Below are 14,716 nucleotides of genomic sequence, written 5' to 3'. Positions count from 1 at the left end.
AAACCCTAAGGACGACTGCCGTGAACAAGAACGTATTTCAGACTGCCCGCCGCTCTTTCATCGCGGCAACGGCCGCTACAGCTGTTTTTTCGGTGTTCGGTACAGCGGCTCAGGCCGCACAGGACACGCTGACCATTGGTTTGATCCCTGCCGAGGATTCCCAAGCCATGATCGAATCCAGCAAGCAGGTGATTGAACAGCTGGAGCGCGAGTCGGGCATGAGGGTCGAGCCCTTTGTCGCCACGGACTACAACGGCATCATCGAAGCCCTGCGTGCCAAGAAGCTGGACGTGGCTTATCTGGGCCCATTCTCTTATGTGCTGGCCAATTCGGTGGCCGATGTAGAAGCTTTTGCCGTGGCTGTGACCAAGAAGACGGGCAAAAGCGCTTACAAGAGCTTGATCGTGGTGCGCGCAGACAGTGGCATTGAAAATGTGGAGCAGTTGAAAGATCGCACCTTTGCCTTTGTTGACCCCAGTTCCGCCTCCGGCCACCTGTTCCCTAAAGCGGGCCTGGAGAACGACGGTTACAAGCCCGAGGTGCTGTTTTCCCGTGTGGTGTTCTCCGGTTCGCACGATGCCAGTCTGCTGGCCGTGGCCAACAAGAAAGTTGATGCTGCCGCTGTTGCTGACCGTATTTATACCAGCGCCATTGCCAAGGGTCAGTTGGCCGAAGGCGATTTGAAGGTTGTCTGGTCGTCCAGCGATATTCCCGAGTCGCCCATGGTCTGGCGCAAGGATCTGGACCCAAGCGTGAAAGAGAAAGTCGCCAAGGCTCTGGCCAATATTAAAAATGTTCCTTGGGGCGATCAAGGCATGCTCAATGGCTTCCAGCCTACCACTGACGCGGCTTACAACGTAGTGCGCGATACTGCCAAGGTGCTGGATCTGGATCTGCGGAGCATGAAATGATCCGTGTGCGTGGCCTGAACAAGTGCTACGGCAGCAATAAGGTGCTGTGTGGTGTGGACATGGATGCAGAGGCTGGCGAGTTCCTGGTGGTACTAGGCCAGTCCGGGGCGGGCAAGTCCACCCTGCTGCGCTGCATGAACCGGCTGGCCCAAGCGGATACGGGCGAGTTGTCCGTGGCCGGCATTGACGCCATGTCCGCCCAGGATACGCGAGCTTTGCGGCGCCAGGTTGCCATGATTTTCCAGCATCACGATGTGGTGCCGCGCTTGTCGGTGCTACGCAATGTGTTGACTGGGCGCCTGGGGGCGGTGCCCGTGTGGAGTTCCATTTTGCAACTGTTCAGCCGGGCAGATATCGCTCTGGCCCAGGACTGTCTGCAACGGGTCGGGCTGGCGCACAAGGCCCAGGCCCGTACCGACTCCCTGTCCGGTGGTCAGCGTCAACGGGTGGGCATTGCCCGTGCGCTGGCTCAGCGCCCGCGCATCATTCTGGCCGACGAGCCGGTTGCCAGTCTGGACCCTAAAACGGCCCGTCTGGTGATGCGTTATCTGCACGATGCCAGCCGGGAACTGGGCATTACCGTGGTCTGCAACCTGCACCAGGTTGATTACGCACGCGAATTTGCGGATCGCATTGTGGGTCTGGCTCATGGCCGTGTGGTGTATGACGGTGCCCCGGAGCAGATGACTGAGGATGATCTGGCACGCATTTACCCCGGCCCCGAGCCTGGGCACAGCGGTGTGTCGGGCAGTACGGGTGATGCCGCTTCTTTTCTGGCCGAACCGCTAAGCATTGTTACCAAGGGAGCGTGAAGATGGACAGCAAGTACTCCTGGGTCATGTCTACCCCGACCAGCGCCAAGGGCTGGATTCTGACCGCCCTGATGGTGGCCGCCATTATGGTGGGATTGCAGTGGAGCGCAGAGGGGGCGCAGTTAAGCGCCGCCGAGTTTGCTGCCGGCCTGCCACAAATTGCCGACTTTCTAAGCCGCACCTTTCCACCGGACTGGAGCATTTTGGGCAATTTGCTCGCTCCGGCCATCGAGACCATTCAGATTGCGATCTGGGGCACGGTGTTGGGCGTGATCGGCGCAGTTCCCGTGTCCTTTCTGGCTGCCCGTAACCTGAAGGTCAACCGCTACTTGTACGGTTTTACCCGCCAAAGCCTGAACATCATCCGCAGTATCAATGAGCTGATTCTGGCCCTGGTGTTTGTGGCTGCCGTGGGTCTGGGCCCCTTTCCTGGTGTGTTGGCTCTGGCCGTACATGGAGTGGGAATGCTGGGCAAGTTCTTTGCCGAAAGCATTGAGGAAATTGACCAGGGGCCATTGGATGCCCTGCGTGCTACCGGCGCGCGTCCTTTGCAGGTGATTGTGTTCGGTGTCTTGCCTCAGGTTATTACCGCCTGGATTGCCGTGATCCTGTATCGCTTCGAGGTCAACCTGCGTTCGGCCACCGTGCTGGGCATGGTGGGGGCCGGTGGCTTGGGCTTTGAACTGGTCAGCAGCCTGAAACTGTTCAAGTACCAGGAAACAGCGACCTGCATTGTGGTCATTACCGTGATGGTGGTGGTGGCCGACCTTATCTCCAACCGCCTGCGCGAAGCGATTCGCCACAACGGGCGCGATTGATTGCAGTTTTTCTTTTGAGATTGTTATGTGGCATTTTTTCAATCCAGTTCAGATCGATGCAGGGCATGGGGCTTTTGAGCGTCTGCCCGAGCATCTGGGAACCCGGCGAGCCATTCTGATTGCCTTTCCCGAAGCGCGTGAGCTGGGCCAGTGCGATCGTTTGCAAGCCTTGCTGGGCGATCAACTGGTGGCGATCGAAACCGATATACAGCCCAATCCGGATGTGTCCTGGCTGGCCCCGCTGTATGAGCGCCTGTGGCGCGATCATCCCGATGTGGAGTGCATCATTGCTCTGGGTGGTGGCAGCGTGATCGATTGTGCCAAAGCCATGCTGAGCAGCACGCCTTCGGGCACGTTTTCCGAATTGCTGGACTGCCTGTCCGGCAAGACCAGCCTGAGCCAGCCTCCAGGGCGGGTGCGCAGCCTGATTGCCGTGCCCACCACGGCAGGCACCGGGAGCGAGGTTACCCCCTGGGCAACGATTTGGGACAAGGGACAGGGGCGCAAGTACTCCCTGCATCTGCCCTGGACCTGGCCTCAGGCCGCCATTATTGATCCGGGCTTGATGCGCAGCCTGCCTGCAGCGGCGACGTTGGCCAGCGGCCTGGATGCCTTGTCGCACGCCCTGGAGTCTTTGTGGAACGTCAACCGCAATCCGGTGTCGGCCAGTCTGGCGGTCTCGGCAGCGCGCCAGATCATGGGCAGCCTGCCACTGCTGATGCAGGACCTGTCCAACCTGGAGCTGCGCGGCCAACTGGCGGTTGCGGCCGTCATGGCAGGGCTGGCGTTCTCCAATACCAAGACGGCTCTGGCTCACTCCCTGTCTTACGAGCTGACTCTGGAACAAGGGCTGCCGCATGGCATCGCCTGCTCCTTCAGCTTGCCGCATGTGATGCAAATGGCACTGGGGCAGGATGCAGATCTGGACCGCTTGCTGCTGTCCATTTTTGATGCGCACAACGGCCTGCAGGCGGTGACGGCTCTGGCCCGTTTTCTGCAGGGGCTGGGCGTCAGTACAGACCCGGCCGCTTACGGTCTGGCTCCCGAGCAGTGGCAAGAACGAATTGCCCAGGCTCTGGAAGGCCCGCGAGGACGTAATTTCATTGGTGCACAGACTCTGGATGCTGTGCAGGTATAAGCCCGGCTATTGATCCGGTTTGTTTTCAAAACTGAAGGTTTTTCAATAATGACTCAGAATTTCAATGCTCTGGATACGCTTATGTCGGACAAGGTCGAGGCCGTTATTTTTGACTGGGCTGGCACGCTGGTCGATTTCAGTTCTCTGGCACCGACACAGATTTTTGTGGATGCCTTTGCCACCTTCGGGATTCAGATCAGCCTGGAGCAGGCACGTGGTCCCATGGGCTTGTCCAAGCGCGATCATATCCGTACCTTGCTGGCGACTGAATCGATTCAGGACCAATGGGTGGCCCAGTTCGAGCGTGCTTCCACGGATGCCGATATTGATGCCATCTACGAGCGTTTCATGCCCATGCAGATCGAGAAAGTAGCCGAGTACTCGGCTCCGATTGAAGGGGCGGCAGCTGTTCTGGAGCAGTTACGTGCCAAGGGCATCAAAGTGGGTTCCTGCTCGGGCTACCCTCGTCAGGTGCTTGATGTGTTGCTACCTGCTGCAGCCAGCCAGGGCCTGGCTCCCGATTGCGTTATCGCTGGTGATGAGTTGCCTGCGGGTGGTCGTCCCGGTCCTTTCATGGCCTTGGCCAATGTTCTGGCTCTGGGCGTGGGTGATGTGCGTCGTTGCATCAAAGTGGACGATACCGTGCCCGGTATCGAAGAAGGCCGCCGTGCGGGGATGTGGACGGTGGGCTTGAGCCTGTCGGGTAACGAAGTGGGCTTGTCGCTGGCCGAACTGAAGACTGCTGACCCAGCTGAAGTAAAAGCACGAGTCGAGCGAGCCAGCGAGCGTTTGAGCCAGTCCGGCGCGCACTACGTGATTGAAACCATTGCGGACTTCCCAGCCATTGTCCAGGCGATCCAGGCGCGTCTGGCACAAGGCGAAACACCCTGATTTCGTGGGGGCATTGAATCAGGCGTGAAGGGAAGGGCGGGGCTTTATGCCCCGCTTTTTTTATGCCTGGTATCAGTATGGCCGGGCGTGCTTCAGGTATTGCGCCGCCAGGCGACTAGGCACGTAGCTTGCAGTCGCTGGACAGGGCGCTTTGGTGTTGAGCAATGGCCTCGAAGAAGGCGGCCACCAGGCGCGACTCACGTCGCTCGTGCAGACAGCAGACATGGATTTGCGTCCAGACCGGCTCATTCTGGATACGCACCACCCGCAGGCGCGGGTCTGGCACGTATTCGGACTCGGAGACCGTACCCACTCCCAGGCCACGAGCCACGGATTCGCGCAAGGCCTCCCGGCTGCCGATTTCCATGGCGATATCCACCTTGATCTTGTGTTCATGCAAGGCATCTTCCAGCGCCTTGCGAGTGGTGGAGCCTTCCTCACGCATCAGCAAAGGCTCGCCAGCCAGTTCGTCCAGGGCAATGGCATCGCGCTTGGCAAAGGGGTGGTCATGGCGCACAAAGGCAATGACCGGATAACGGGCATAGGGCTGCATGTAGTAGCGGCGCTGGGGCTGGCAACTGGCCACGACGCCGACATCGCAGACGTACTTGTCCAGATCGTCCAGGACCAGCTCGGAGTTGCCCAGTTTGACGGACAGCTTGATGCGCGGGTACACCGCGTGGAAGGACTCGATCAGTTCGGTGACGTGGTAAGGGCTGACGGCACCCAGTTTGAGGGTGCCGTAGTGCAGCTTGCCCGTGCCATCCAGCATTTGGCGCATGTCGGATTCCAGCGAGATCATGCGCCGGGCCATGGGCAGCATTTCCAGCCCGAGGGTGGACAGTTCGACACGCCGGCCCCGGCGATGAAACAGCTCGGCTCCGTATTCGCGTTCAATCATCTGTATTTGTGAACTGAGCGTGGTGTGGCTCATGTTCAGGGCCCGCGCGGCGGCGGTAAAGCCACCGTGCTGGGCCACCATGACGAAGGCCCGAATCTGGTTGAGCGTCATCGTGTTTCTCTAACTGTTTTTTTTCGGGACTGGCTGCCCTATCTTGCCTGATCAGTATGACTAGCGTGCGACGCCCATGGCCGGATCACTGATCCCGTCGCGGCCATTTTCCAGACGGCCAGCAAAGCGGCGCTCGAAATGTTCGCCCATGGTGGCGGTGAAGTCATACCAGTTGGCCGAGCCTTCCAGCGACCAGCGCGCGTCAATCTGCATGCCGGGGTCCACGGTGTACACCCATGGGCCATCTTCCCGATACGCATTGGCGGTGACCGTGACGGTCGCCGCTTCGCTACCCACGTTCATGATGGTCAGGGAGACGGTGTTGGCCTTGGGCTCGTAGCAGACGCGGACTTCGGGTTTGGGGCCCTGGCGCAGGGCGTGCAGATTGCCCTTGAAATGACGGTGGTAGCCGTTGGGGCCCAGCACCCACAAGCTGTAGTCGCCGTTCTGGTCTGCGCCCACGGTCCAGGAGTCCGAAATCATCTTGTCGGCTTCTACGGTAAAGCGACGTGGGTACTCGGACAGATGCAGCTCGTCGTACACATGGAACACGGTGCCTTGGGTGCCAGTGTTGCTGAAGGTCAGCCAGACCTTGTCCTTGTCCAGATCCACATTGGCGCTGGTATGCAATTGATAAGGCAGGGCACGGGAGGGGCGTAGCATCAGATCCTGTGTGGGCATGGGCTCGGAACCCACAGGCGGCATGGGAACCTTGCCCGCCTGTACTTGCTGCGCCAGTGTGGCATCGGCCTGATCGCGGGTGGGGGCTGACACCAGGGCAGGCTTGTTGGCATTGGGGGACTTGAAGTCAAAGCAGGAGCGCATGTCGCCGAATACGGCTCGACGCCAGGGGCTGATATTGGGCTCCTGCACACCGAAGCGCTGCTCCAGAAAGCGCAGAACGGAGGTGTGGTCAAACTGCTGGGAGTTCACCCAGCCGCCCACGCTCCAGGGAGAAATGATCAGGGTTGGCAAACGGGGGCCGGCACCAAAGGGGCGGCCATCGGGGGGCAGTTTGCGCGAGTCTCCATCCGGGGCGGGCATGGTGTAGTACTCGTTCGAGACATCCACGGTGGACTTGCCGGCCGGAGTGCCGTCGCGGTGACGCCATGGCGGGGCTGGTGGGGGCATGTGGTCAAAGAAGCAGTCGTTTTCGTCGTAGTTCACGATCAGAACGGTTTTGCTCCAGACTTCGGGGTTGGCCGTCAGGATGTTCAGCAAACGCTCCAGATACCAGGCACCCTGTCCGGGCACGCCCATGCTGGGGTGTTCGCTGTAAGGGCCAGGGGCCACAATCCAGCTGACCTGTGGCAGGGCACCCATCTCGATATCGTCGGCAATGGCTTGCAGAAAGCCGCCGTCGGGCATGGTATTGCCAAAGCCCTTGTACAAGGGGGACAGTGCTTCCATTTGTGGTGAATAAGTGGCCGAGGGTGAGCCCATCGAGGCCAGCTCTTCATTGACCTTGCGGTAGGACGCAAATGCCACCAGCTGATTGTTATTGCTGTTGTTGCCGGGACGGTTGTAGACCTTCCAGCGCACGCCTGCTTCCTGCAGACGCTCCGGGTAGCTGGTCCAGTCCAGCCCGTCTTCGGATGGGCCCAGGCCCCCCCAGTTAGAGTTGGTCACGCAGGCACGCCCGGTGACATTGGCCCCGTTGGTGCCGCTCCACAGGAACATGCGGTTGGTGAAGGTGCCGGTGTTGATGGAGGTGTGATAGGCATCACAGACGGTAAAGGCGTTGGCCAGAGACCAGTGAAAGGACAGGTCCGACTCCTTCAGGTAGCCCATAGCCACATTGGTGTATTTGGCTTTGGGCCAAAAGGCCATGCGGCCGCCGTCCCAAGCCTCCTGCTGGTCATTCCAGTCGTGTGCACCACCCACGCGCAGGGCATTGCCTTTGGTGGCGTCCAGATAATAGGGCTGCACCACGCCGCTGCTGCCTTGCTGACGCCAGACCGATTCGCCCGAGGCCATGGGGATGGTGAAGCGGTCACTAAAGCCGCGTACTCCCGGCATGGTGCCGTAGTAGTGGTCAAACGAGCGGTTTTCCTGCATCAGGATAATGACGTGCTCCACATCATTGATGGTGCCGGTGGCATTGTTGGCCGGGATGGCCAGTGCTTTCTGAATGGCGGGGGGAAAGGGCCCCAAGGCAGCGGCGCTGGCGGCCAGCCGCAGAAAATTGCGACGATTAAGGTAAGTCATGGGAAAGCCTTGTCGATTGAGTGTTGCAAGAGGGCCAGGCGCGGCAGTGGCCACCGCCCGGCCAAGGTGCCCTATCAGGGAGCGCAGTCCAGTTGCGAATTGGGGGTGGCGGGCTTGTTAGTACCCTGTTCCCCCAGCGAACCGCTGGCCGGAGGCGTGACGATGGGCACCTGTTCACTGCCCGAGCCCGTGTCGCTTGCTGGGGAAGGGTCGCCGCTGCTGCCATCGCTGCAGGCACTTAGTATCAGGGCCGTGACGCTAGCCAGTGCCAAGGTGCGCATCAAGCGTGCCAGAAGAGTCAAAGAGGTCATGGCGCGCTCGCTTAGTGGGTGGACAAACTGGACAGCGGCTTGTTGGACCAATAGATCGACTGCAGCTCTTCGTCGCTCAGCACACGATTCCACATGGCCAGATCACCAAACATTTGCTGGGTTGGCGGAGCAACAGCACATTTGCCCACGGTGTAGGGCGGCGTAACCGAGCCATTGCACTTGTTCATCAGGAACTTGCCGGTGCCATCATCGCCAATACCCCATTGCGGATAGGGAGAGAGCTTGGACAGATCAACAGCGCCAGTGGATTTGCCAGCTGCAACCTGCGTTGTCTGGCCGATGACCGGGTCGAAGATCTGCATGTTCATCTTCTTGGCCACACCGTCCACCGCAAAGGCAATGTAGACCCAGCGGCCTACCGGAATTTGCGTGTAGGGATTGGTGGGGCCGTCGGCACGAACACCGCCTGAACCAATATTGAAGGCCACGCCACACTGGTTCTTGGTGGAGCTGCTGAACAGGCCAATCGCCACACCGGCATTGCCACCGCTGACATAGTTCTTGTTGGACAGGATGGTGACGTTATTGCGGTCAATGCACTGGGGCACCTGATACCAGAAGCCGATGGTGAACTGGGGGCTGCTGCCGGTGGAAATATCAAAGCCTTGTGTCGGCGTCATGCGGTAGCCTTCCAGCCCTTCCACGGTGACATGATTGGTATCGACCAGCAGCCCATGCGTGCCGCTAAAGGGGCCGGGTACCACTACCCCTGCGGCCGAAGGCAGATCGGCAGAGGCGGGGGCCATGCTGCTGTTGCCTTGTGCATCAACAGGCGGCAGGGTCGCGCTGAAGGGGTAGTAAGAAAGCAGACCGTTGCGCAAGGTGGTGGCCAATGGCACAGGCGGCAAGTAGGAGATGGGCGGGCTGATCAGGTTGCGCCAGGCGGCCTGCTCGCCCGAGCCTGCCTGCACGGTGTAGTCAAACTGATACGTGCCTTTGCTGCTCAGGTCGGCCGTCAACTGATTGTCGGTATAGCTTTGTGTCCCTGCGGGCAGACGCGAAGCAATGACCTGGCCATCGCGCAGGATATCGATGGGGGCGTCGGCCGGTGCTTTCCAGTCCAGCTTGATGGCCACGGACGAAGAATTGTTGTCCACGACGGTGGCATTCAGATTGGACACGGCTTGTGGGCCCAGCAGGCTGCTGCCATCGAGCTTGTATTCTGCCGCTGGGGGCAGCGTGTCCAGATAGCGCATGACGGTGGGAGCGACATCAACCAGGCTGTTGTACTGATACAGCTCGGTCAGTGTCTGGGGCAGGCTGGCGCCTATGCCTTGTTCCCCTGTGTTGACGCTTTGGTTGAAGGCAAGGAAAGTAGCGGACTGGGACAGCAAGGGCAGGCCATTGTCTTGCCCATGCTCGCTCAAACCGTGGTTGCCTGTCACGACAATCAACCATTGGCGATCCTGCTGCTTGGCCGTGGCCGCAATCAAGGTACCGATCTCCTTGTCCAGCTTGCTCAGGGTGGCCAGGTAGTCAGGTGACTCGACACCAAAATCCAATGCCGCATCTTTGGCAGAACGGTACTGAACCAGAACCTTGCGGTAGTTCCCTTCAATCATCTTCATTGCCTGGGTAGAGACACAGGACAGGGTCACGGCTTGTGCAGAACAATCGGCCAGCTCGTGCAGACGCTCGGCATCATGGTCAGCCTTGAGCAAATGGGCCAGTCCGCTGGATGCAACGGCCGCGGCATTCTGGCCTGGTTGGGCAGAGTGAAACAGGCTGTTTTGACGCAAGACCTGGTCTGGTGCCGTAGATACCACGCCGTGACGATTGGCCCAGGTGCCGGTCAGCAGGCTGGCCCAGCCCGGCATGTCCAGATTGGCTTGTTGGCTGGGGGTGCCCACCACACCGCCGCTATAGGCCAGTTGGACGTTCAGTTTGGCCAGATTGGGGAGGCTGCCCGCTGCCATGCCTTGCTGCACAGCGCGGTAGGTGGCCCCGTCCAGATCAATGATCAGGGCGTGACGAGTGCTGGGTGTGTCAGGCTTTACCGGGTTGGTGGGGGTTTCGGGGGCGGTGGCCGGGCCCGAGCTAGTTTCAGAGCTACCACAAGCGGCCAGAGCGGCAGATAGGCTTGCTACTGCCAGGGCCTTGATCAGGCCTGTTTTGCTGCGTCCTGCGCGGCCCACGGGCGGGTGCTGCAAGCAGCCAGCTTGGGCCGCGTTCAGATACCGGGTTGCAGAAGGAGGGGGAAAGCCGGGCCCTTGAGAAAGGGGGCTGGCCATGTGCGCATGTCTCATGATTCGATTGCCTTGTCGCTGACGTTAAGAAAGGATCGATCGAATTAGAGCAAGGCAGCATGACGGCCTTGGGTCGATATCCTAGACGTTCATCGTCGTTGCTGTTTGTTTTTTCGGCGGAATCTCTTGGAGGTTTGGAGCGCGAGTCAACAGTGCCGGTTCTGGAGTGTGAACAAGCCCGCTGTTAGCGGGCTTGTTTTGTTAAAGAGGGAACGCTTAAACAGTAGGAGTTGCGCAGGATAGGTAAGGCTTCAGAGTTTGTAGTGTTTCAAGGGGATGGGAGATCATGCAGTCATGGCCAGCTTGTAGTTCCAGATAAGGCCAGCCTAGTTGGCGGGCATATAGCTTGCTGCTTTCCAGAGCGCTTAGAGCAGGTTGAGTACAGTCTACGTAGATGCCGGGATATAAGTCTGGGCCTACATCTTGTATATCTGTGTAGGTGCGGGCGGGGTGCGGCGTCAGCATGCGGTCTGCCCAGCGAATGTCTGCTGGGTCATGTACCCCCATATTTGCAACCGTGGGGACAGGAAAGACCGTTGTGCTGTTGCTACCCTGGTAGCTGGAAATCAAGCGTTGTCGGCGTGTCGCGGGGTCGTGTGCGTCGGACCAGCTTTGACCGCAAGGGACCAGGACAGCATCGAGATAAATGGCACGTTGTATGTGCGTGCTGCCGGTGATATGCAGTTGCTCTTGTAAGCCGGGCATGATCAGACCCGCATAACTATGTCCGATCAGGACACAGTCATCGAGCTCCTGATATTGCAAGAACATCGCAATATCTTGTATGTGAGTGTGTATCCCAACCTCTGGTGTCAGAAGGTGGGCACGGTCTCCCAAGCCTGTGAAGGTGGGTGTGAAAACCCGGTGGCCATGTTGCTCTAGCAAGGTCTGTAGGCCGCCCCAGCTCCAGCCTCCGTGCCAAGCTCCATGTAGTAAAACAATATTGGACATGACAGACTCTTTTTAAACTGCGCAGTAGCGGTCCTGCATTTCTTGATCGATTAGTAGTTCGGCAGCACTGGCACGGTGCACAACAGTGCCATTGTCGATAATCACCGCACGGTCTGCGATCTCCAGAGCGAGAGCCACATTTTGTTCGACTAAAACCAACGTTTTTCCTTGCTGGCGCAGCTCGGTAAATAGCGCAAACATTTCATCGACCAGTTTGGGCATAATCCCTTCAGAGGGCTCATCAAGCAAAATGAGCTTCGGATTGCTCATCAGGGCACGTGCAATCGCTAGCATTTGCTGTTCCCCACCAGACATGGTGCTGGCTGCTTGCTTGAAGCGTTCTTTCAGGCGGGGGAAGGTTTGTGCAATTTCCTCAATACGCTCTGTCAGCTTGTACTGGCCGGGTGTCGCTGCCAGACCTAACTGCAGGTTTTCCAGGACCGTAAGTCCCGGGACGATCCTGCGTTCCTCAGGGACGTAGCCCAGACCGTAGCGGAAGCGTTGATGGGCGGGCCGGGCAAGTATTTCTTGTCCTCCGTACAAGACTGATCCTTGGACTTTCGGTACCAGGCCCATTATTGCCTTCAAGGTAGTGGTTTTGCCGGCACCATTTCGACCAAGAATAGCTAACAGTTCACCTTCTTTAACGGAGAGGTCGATACCTTGAAGAATATGGCTGGGCCCATACCAGGCTTGGAGGCCGGTAATGTGCAGCAGCGTGTCTTGCGGTGGGCTACTAGTGGTGGGCGGCATGTTTTTCCCCTAAATAAACACGTTTGACCTCGGCATTGTTCATGATGTCGGTGGGAGGGCCCTCGGCCAGTAGGGCACCATGATGGAGGACAAGAATCCGATCACTTATATCCATGACCATCTTCATTTTGTGCTCGACTAGTGCAATGGTGCGTTGTTGGCGCAATGCCTGGATCAATTCGATAATTTGTACTGTCTCTTGTGGTCCCATGCCGGCCGTTGGTTCGTCCATTAAAAGCAGCTCTGGATCGCTGGCCAGAGCCATGGCAATCTCTAGTGCACGCTGCTCTCCATGAGATAGGGAACTAGCCAGTAAACCGGCCTTATGATCCAGTCTGACCATGGCTAGCAGTTCTGTGATGCGCTCTTGGGCTTGGGGGCGCTCATCACGTACGGTCCAGAAATTCAGGGTGGTTTTAGGAGTTTCCAAGGCTAGAAAAATATTTTCCGCCAAAGTGCTTTCCAGAAAGAGGCTCGTGATTTGATGAGACTTGGCAATACCTATATTGACAAACCGGTGCCGGGGGGTAGACCGGGTGTCTTGGCCCTTAAACAAAAGTTGACCAGTATCGGGTTTGATGGTGCCGCTCAACATGTTGAATAATGTGCTTTTCCCGGCCCCGTTGGGGCCGATAATTGAAAGCAGCTCTCCGCGTCGGATGTTAAAGCTGATGTCTCTATTGGCGACATAGCCACTGTAAGTTTTGCTCAAACCTTGGGCGGAAAGAATAATGTCGTGTGTCATGGCTTTGGCTCCGCAGGACGGCTCTGTCGTATTGCTTGAACGCCACCCCAAATACCTTTTGAGAAAAACAGTACCAGCAGCATGAACAAAATACCGCTGATCATTTGCCAGTAGTCAGTCAAGTCGGAAAGAAGGTTTTCAGCGCCTAGAAAGACAACCGCTCCTACCACCGGGCCGACAAAAGTGGCCATGCCCCCTAGTAGCACCATCATCACTACTTGCCCGGACAGGTGGACCGAGAGCGTCTCCAGGGGGACTGTTCCTATGTGATAGGCATATAGAGCTCCTGCTAAACCGGACAGCAAGCCGGAGATTGCAAAGGTGATCTGCCGAACACGTAGAACAGGCACACCGCAAGCTGCTGCACGCTGCTCATTTTGACGGATCATGGACAAGGAGCGACCCAGGGGGGTGTAGAGCAAGGCACGCAGCAGACTCAAAGCGCCCGCTACAATTGCAAAAATCAGGTAGTACTTGCTGAGTGGGTCGGAACTGGACAGTTGTAAGAATCCCCAGTCTATTTCCAAGGGGGGCACGCCTCGCAAGCCGTTGTCCCCTCCGGTCCAGTTTGGATTGCGGTAAGCGAAGAAGTACGCACATTGCGCCAATGCCAATGTGATCATGGCAAAGTAGATTCCACGCACCCGTAAGGATAAAAAAGCAAAGAGCAGGCCGATCCCCAAACCCACCAAGGCGCCAGACAGCAAAGATAGTTCCCAAGGGAGTTGGCCGTGGACAGCCGCGATGCCAGCCGCATAAGCTCCACCTCCAAACAAGGCTGCGTGTCCTAGCGATAGCATGCCGCCATAACCGAAGACTAAATTGTATGCACTGGCAAAGAGTGCAAAAATCAGCATGGAGGTAGCCAGGGATTGATGGGGAACCAGCCAGGGAAGCAGGCCCAGGAACGCCAGTGTTCCAAGCAGGTCCAGCCAGCGTCCGGATCGGTGGATGCGAGCAGCCGGTCTTGTGTCGCGGTGTGCTCTTGTAAGAATTGATGTTTGCATAATTTTTTAGCCTAAAGCCCCACGGCGCCCCAGAAGGCCTTGGGGACGCGCCAGTAACATGAGAGTCATCAGCACATAGATGGAGAGTTCTTGGAACTCGGGGGCGAACAGGGTCACAAAACTGACAACCATGCCGATCAGCAGGCCGGCCAGTACAGCGCCAGATAAGGACCCCATCCCCCCTACGACCGTTACAACGAAGGCATCAACCAGAATGGCCGAACCCATATCCGGATGGACGCCCCGCATGGGTGCAGCCAGAATTCCTGATAGGGCGGCCAGTCCTGACCCCAGGGCAAAGGCCATAAGCCAGACTCGCGAAATGTCGATGCCCAGAATGCGGATTATGGTCCCGTCTTGGGCTCCAGCGCGGATAATCAGTCCCCAACGTGTGCGCTCCAGCAGCAGCCACAACAGCAATACGAGTCCCAGACAGAGCGCGATTAGAAAGAGCCGATACCCCGGCAAGAGGCCAAACCCAAGATCAACCACCTCGCTTAGGGCCTCAGGAGTAGCAATATGGACACCCTCTCGGCCAAAAATCATGCGCACCGCATCGACGATGACGTATGCTGCCCCAAAAGTAAGCAGGAGGGGATAATCGATACCTTTGCCGTACAAGCGCCGAATCAGAAAGCGCTCAAAAAGTCCTCCAATGGCAGCCCCACCCAGAGCGGCTACAACGAGGGCTGCAGTAAAGCTTTGCGTGTACTCCAGCGTGACAAAGCCCAGGTAGGCGCCCAGCATGTAAAAGGCTCCATGTGAGAAGTTCACCACGTTAAGCAGGCCGAAAATCAGTGTTAGTCCTACCGCTAGCAGAACATAGATGGAGCCGAGCGCCAGTCCAGCTGCAGCTTGTTGGAAAATCAGGTCTATTGTCCATTCCATAGCG

14 protein-coding genes are annotated in these 14,716 nt (G+C 58.0%); 5 read left to right on the top strand and 9 right to left on the bottom strand.

Annotated elements, in window-relative coordinates:
* The first annotated feature begins 20 nt into the window (after positions 1-20).
* The 5 genes from phnD to phnX are packed head-to-tail and all read left to right on the top strand — an operon-like array spanning position 21 to position 4,570.
* Positions 21-911, top strand: a complete 891-nt coding sequence (phnD, locus tag NBV64_RS15585; RefSeq protein ID WP_425541741.1) for a phosphonate ABC transporter substrate-binding protein — start codon at positions 21-23, stop codon at positions 909-911.
* Positions 908-1,723 (top strand): phosphonate ABC transporter ATP-binding protein, encoded by an 816-nt coding sequence (phnC, locus tag NBV64_RS15580; RefSeq protein ID WP_009460718.1) that lies wholly within the window; start codon positions 908-910, stop codon positions 1,721-1,723. The genes phnD and phnC overlap by 4 nt, the downstream gene beginning before the upstream one ends.
* A gap of 2 nt (positions 1,724-1,725) precedes the next feature.
* On the top strand, positions 1,726-2,541 hold the full coding sequence (gene phnE / locus NBV64_RS15575) for a phosphonate ABC transporter, permease protein PhnE (RefSeq protein WP_009460720.1): 816 nt from the start codon (positions 1,726-1,728) through the stop codon (positions 2,539-2,541).
* Positions 2,542-2,566: 25 nt separating this feature from the next.
* Positions 2,567-3,679 carry an iron-containing alcohol dehydrogenase PsrA gene (psrA, locus tag NBV64_RS15570; protein ID WP_250756096.1) on the top strand — a complete coding sequence of 371 codons (1,113 nt, stop codon included), beginning with the start codon at positions 2,567-2,569 and terminating at the stop codon, positions 3,677-3,679.
* Positions 3,680-3,727: 48 nt separating this feature from the next.
* On the top strand, positions 3,728-4,570 hold the full coding sequence (phnX, locus tag NBV64_RS15565; protein WP_009460724.1) for a phosphonoacetaldehyde hydrolase: 843 nt from the start codon (positions 3,728-3,730) through the stop codon (positions 4,568-4,570).
* A 115-nt stretch (positions 4,571-4,685) separates the two neighbouring features.
* Here phnX and NBV64_RS15560 read toward each other — a convergent pair whose 3' ends face one another.
* From NBV64_RS15560 to NBV64_RS15520, 9 genes are all read right to left on the bottom strand, one after another.
* Positions 4,686-5,582 carry a LysR substrate-binding domain-containing protein gene (locus tag NBV64_RS15560; RefSeq protein ID WP_250756095.1) on the bottom strand — a complete coding sequence of 299 codons (897 nt, stop codon included), beginning with the start codon at positions 5,580-5,582 and terminating at the stop codon, positions 4,686-4,688.
* 60 nt (positions 5,583-5,642) lie between these two features.
* On the bottom strand, positions 5,643-7,790 hold the full coding sequence (locus NBV64_RS15555; protein WP_022983583.1) for a phosphocholine-specific phospholipase C: 2,148 nt from the start codon (positions 7,788-7,790) through the stop codon (positions 5,643-5,645).
* A gap of 74 nt (positions 7,791-7,864) precedes the next feature.
* Positions 7,865-8,101 (bottom strand): hypothetical protein, encoded by a 237-nt coding sequence (locus tag NBV64_RS15550; protein ID WP_250756094.1) that lies wholly within the window; start codon positions 8,099-8,101, stop codon positions 7,865-7,867.
* 11 nt (positions 8,102-8,112) lie between these two features.
* The gene (locus tag NBV64_RS15545; protein WP_250756093.1) at positions 8,113-10,368 is read right to left on the bottom strand and encodes an alkaline phosphatase family protein; all 2,256 of its coding nucleotides are present in this window, start codon (positions 10,366-10,368) and stop codon (positions 8,113-8,115) included.
* A 216-nt stretch (positions 10,369-10,584) separates the two neighbouring features.
* On the bottom strand, positions 10,585-11,319 hold the full coding sequence (locus NBV64_RS15540; protein WP_250756092.1) for an alpha/beta hydrolase: 735 nt from the start codon (positions 11,317-11,319) through the stop codon (positions 10,585-10,587).
* A gap of 12 nt (positions 11,320-11,331) precedes the next feature.
* Positions 11,332-12,072 (bottom strand): ABC transporter ATP-binding protein, encoded by a 741-nt coding sequence (locus NBV64_RS15535; protein WP_009460732.1) that lies wholly within the window; start codon positions 12,070-12,072, stop codon positions 11,332-11,334.
* Positions 12,056-12,817, bottom strand: a complete 762-nt coding sequence (locus tag NBV64_RS15530; protein WP_009460734.1) for an ABC transporter ATP-binding protein — start codon at positions 12,815-12,817, stop codon at positions 12,056-12,058. The genes NBV64_RS15535 and NBV64_RS15530 overlap by 17 nt, the downstream gene beginning before the upstream one ends.
* Positions 12,814-13,674 (bottom strand): branched-chain amino acid ABC transporter permease, encoded by an 861-nt coding sequence (locus tag NBV64_RS15525; RefSeq protein ID WP_009460736.1) that lies wholly within the window; start codon positions 13,672-13,674, stop codon positions 12,814-12,816. Before NBV64_RS15525 ends, NBV64_RS15530 begins: the two co-directional genes overlap by 4 nt.
* A gap of 156 nt (positions 13,675-13,830) precedes the next feature.
* Positions 13,831-14,712 carry a branched-chain amino acid ABC transporter permease gene (locus NBV64_RS15520; protein ID WP_009460738.1) on the bottom strand — a complete coding sequence of 294 codons (882 nt, stop codon included), beginning with the start codon at positions 14,710-14,712 and terminating at the stop codon, positions 13,831-13,833.
* Positions 14,713-14,716: the final 4 nt, after the last annotated feature.

This window comes from Alcaligenes sp. DN25, from assembly GCF_023674485.1.
In the GTDB taxonomy this organism is placed as follows: domain Bacteria; phylum Pseudomonadota; class Gammaproteobacteria; order Burkholderiales; family Burkholderiaceae_B; genus Alcaligenes; species Alcaligenes phenolicus.
Note: the sequence above shows the minus strand (reverse complement) of the source record. Positions and strands in the feature narration are given on the sequence as shown.

Coding starts and splice junctions, on each gene's coding strand:
- phnC (WP_009460718.1), top strand. CDS start 908: ATGATCCGTGTGCGTGGCCTGAACAAGTGCTACGGCAGCAATAAGGTG.
- phnE (WP_009460720.1), top strand. CDS start 1,726: ATGGACAGCAAGTACTCCTGGGTCATGTCTACCCCGACCAGCGCCAAG.
- psrA (WP_250756096.1), top strand. CDS start 2,567: ATGTGGCATTTTTTCAATCCAGTTCAGATCGATGCAGGGCATGGGGCT.
- phnX (WP_009460724.1), top strand. CDS start 3,728: ATGACTCAGAATTTCAATGCTCTGGATACGCTTATGTCGGACAAGGTC.
- NBV64_RS15560 (WP_250756095.1), bottom strand. CDS start 5,582: ATGACGCTCAACCAGATTCGGGCCTTCGTCATGGTGGCCCAGCACGGT.
- NBV64_RS15555 (WP_022983583.1), bottom strand. CDS start 7,790: ATGACTTACCTTAATCGTCGCAATTTTCTGCGGCTGGCCGCCAGCGCC.
- NBV64_RS15550 (WP_250756094.1), bottom strand. CDS start 8,101: ATGACCTCTTTGACTCTTCTGGCACGCTTGATGCGCACCTTGGCACTG.
- NBV64_RS15545 (WP_250756093.1), bottom strand. CDS start 10,368: ATGAGACATGCGCACATGGCCAGCCCCCTTTCTCAAGGGCCCGGCTTT.
- NBV64_RS15540 (WP_250756092.1), bottom strand. CDS start 11,319: ATGTCCAATATTGTTTTACTACATGGAGCTTGGCACGGAGGCTGGAGC.
- NBV64_RS15535 (WP_009460732.1), bottom strand. CDS start 12,072: ATGCCGCCCACCACTAGTAGCCCACCGCAAGACACGCTGCTGCACATT.
- NBV64_RS15530 (WP_009460734.1), bottom strand. CDS start 12,817: ATGACACACGACATTATTCTTTCCGCCCAAGGTTTGAGCAAAACTTAC.
- NBV64_RS15525 (WP_009460736.1), bottom strand. CDS start 13,674: ATGCTGATTTTTGCACTCTTTGCCAGTGCATACAATTTAGTCTTCGGT.
- NBV64_RS15520 (WP_009460738.1), bottom strand. CDS start 14,712: ATGGAATGGACAATAGACCTGATTTTCCAACAAGCTGCAGCTGGACTG.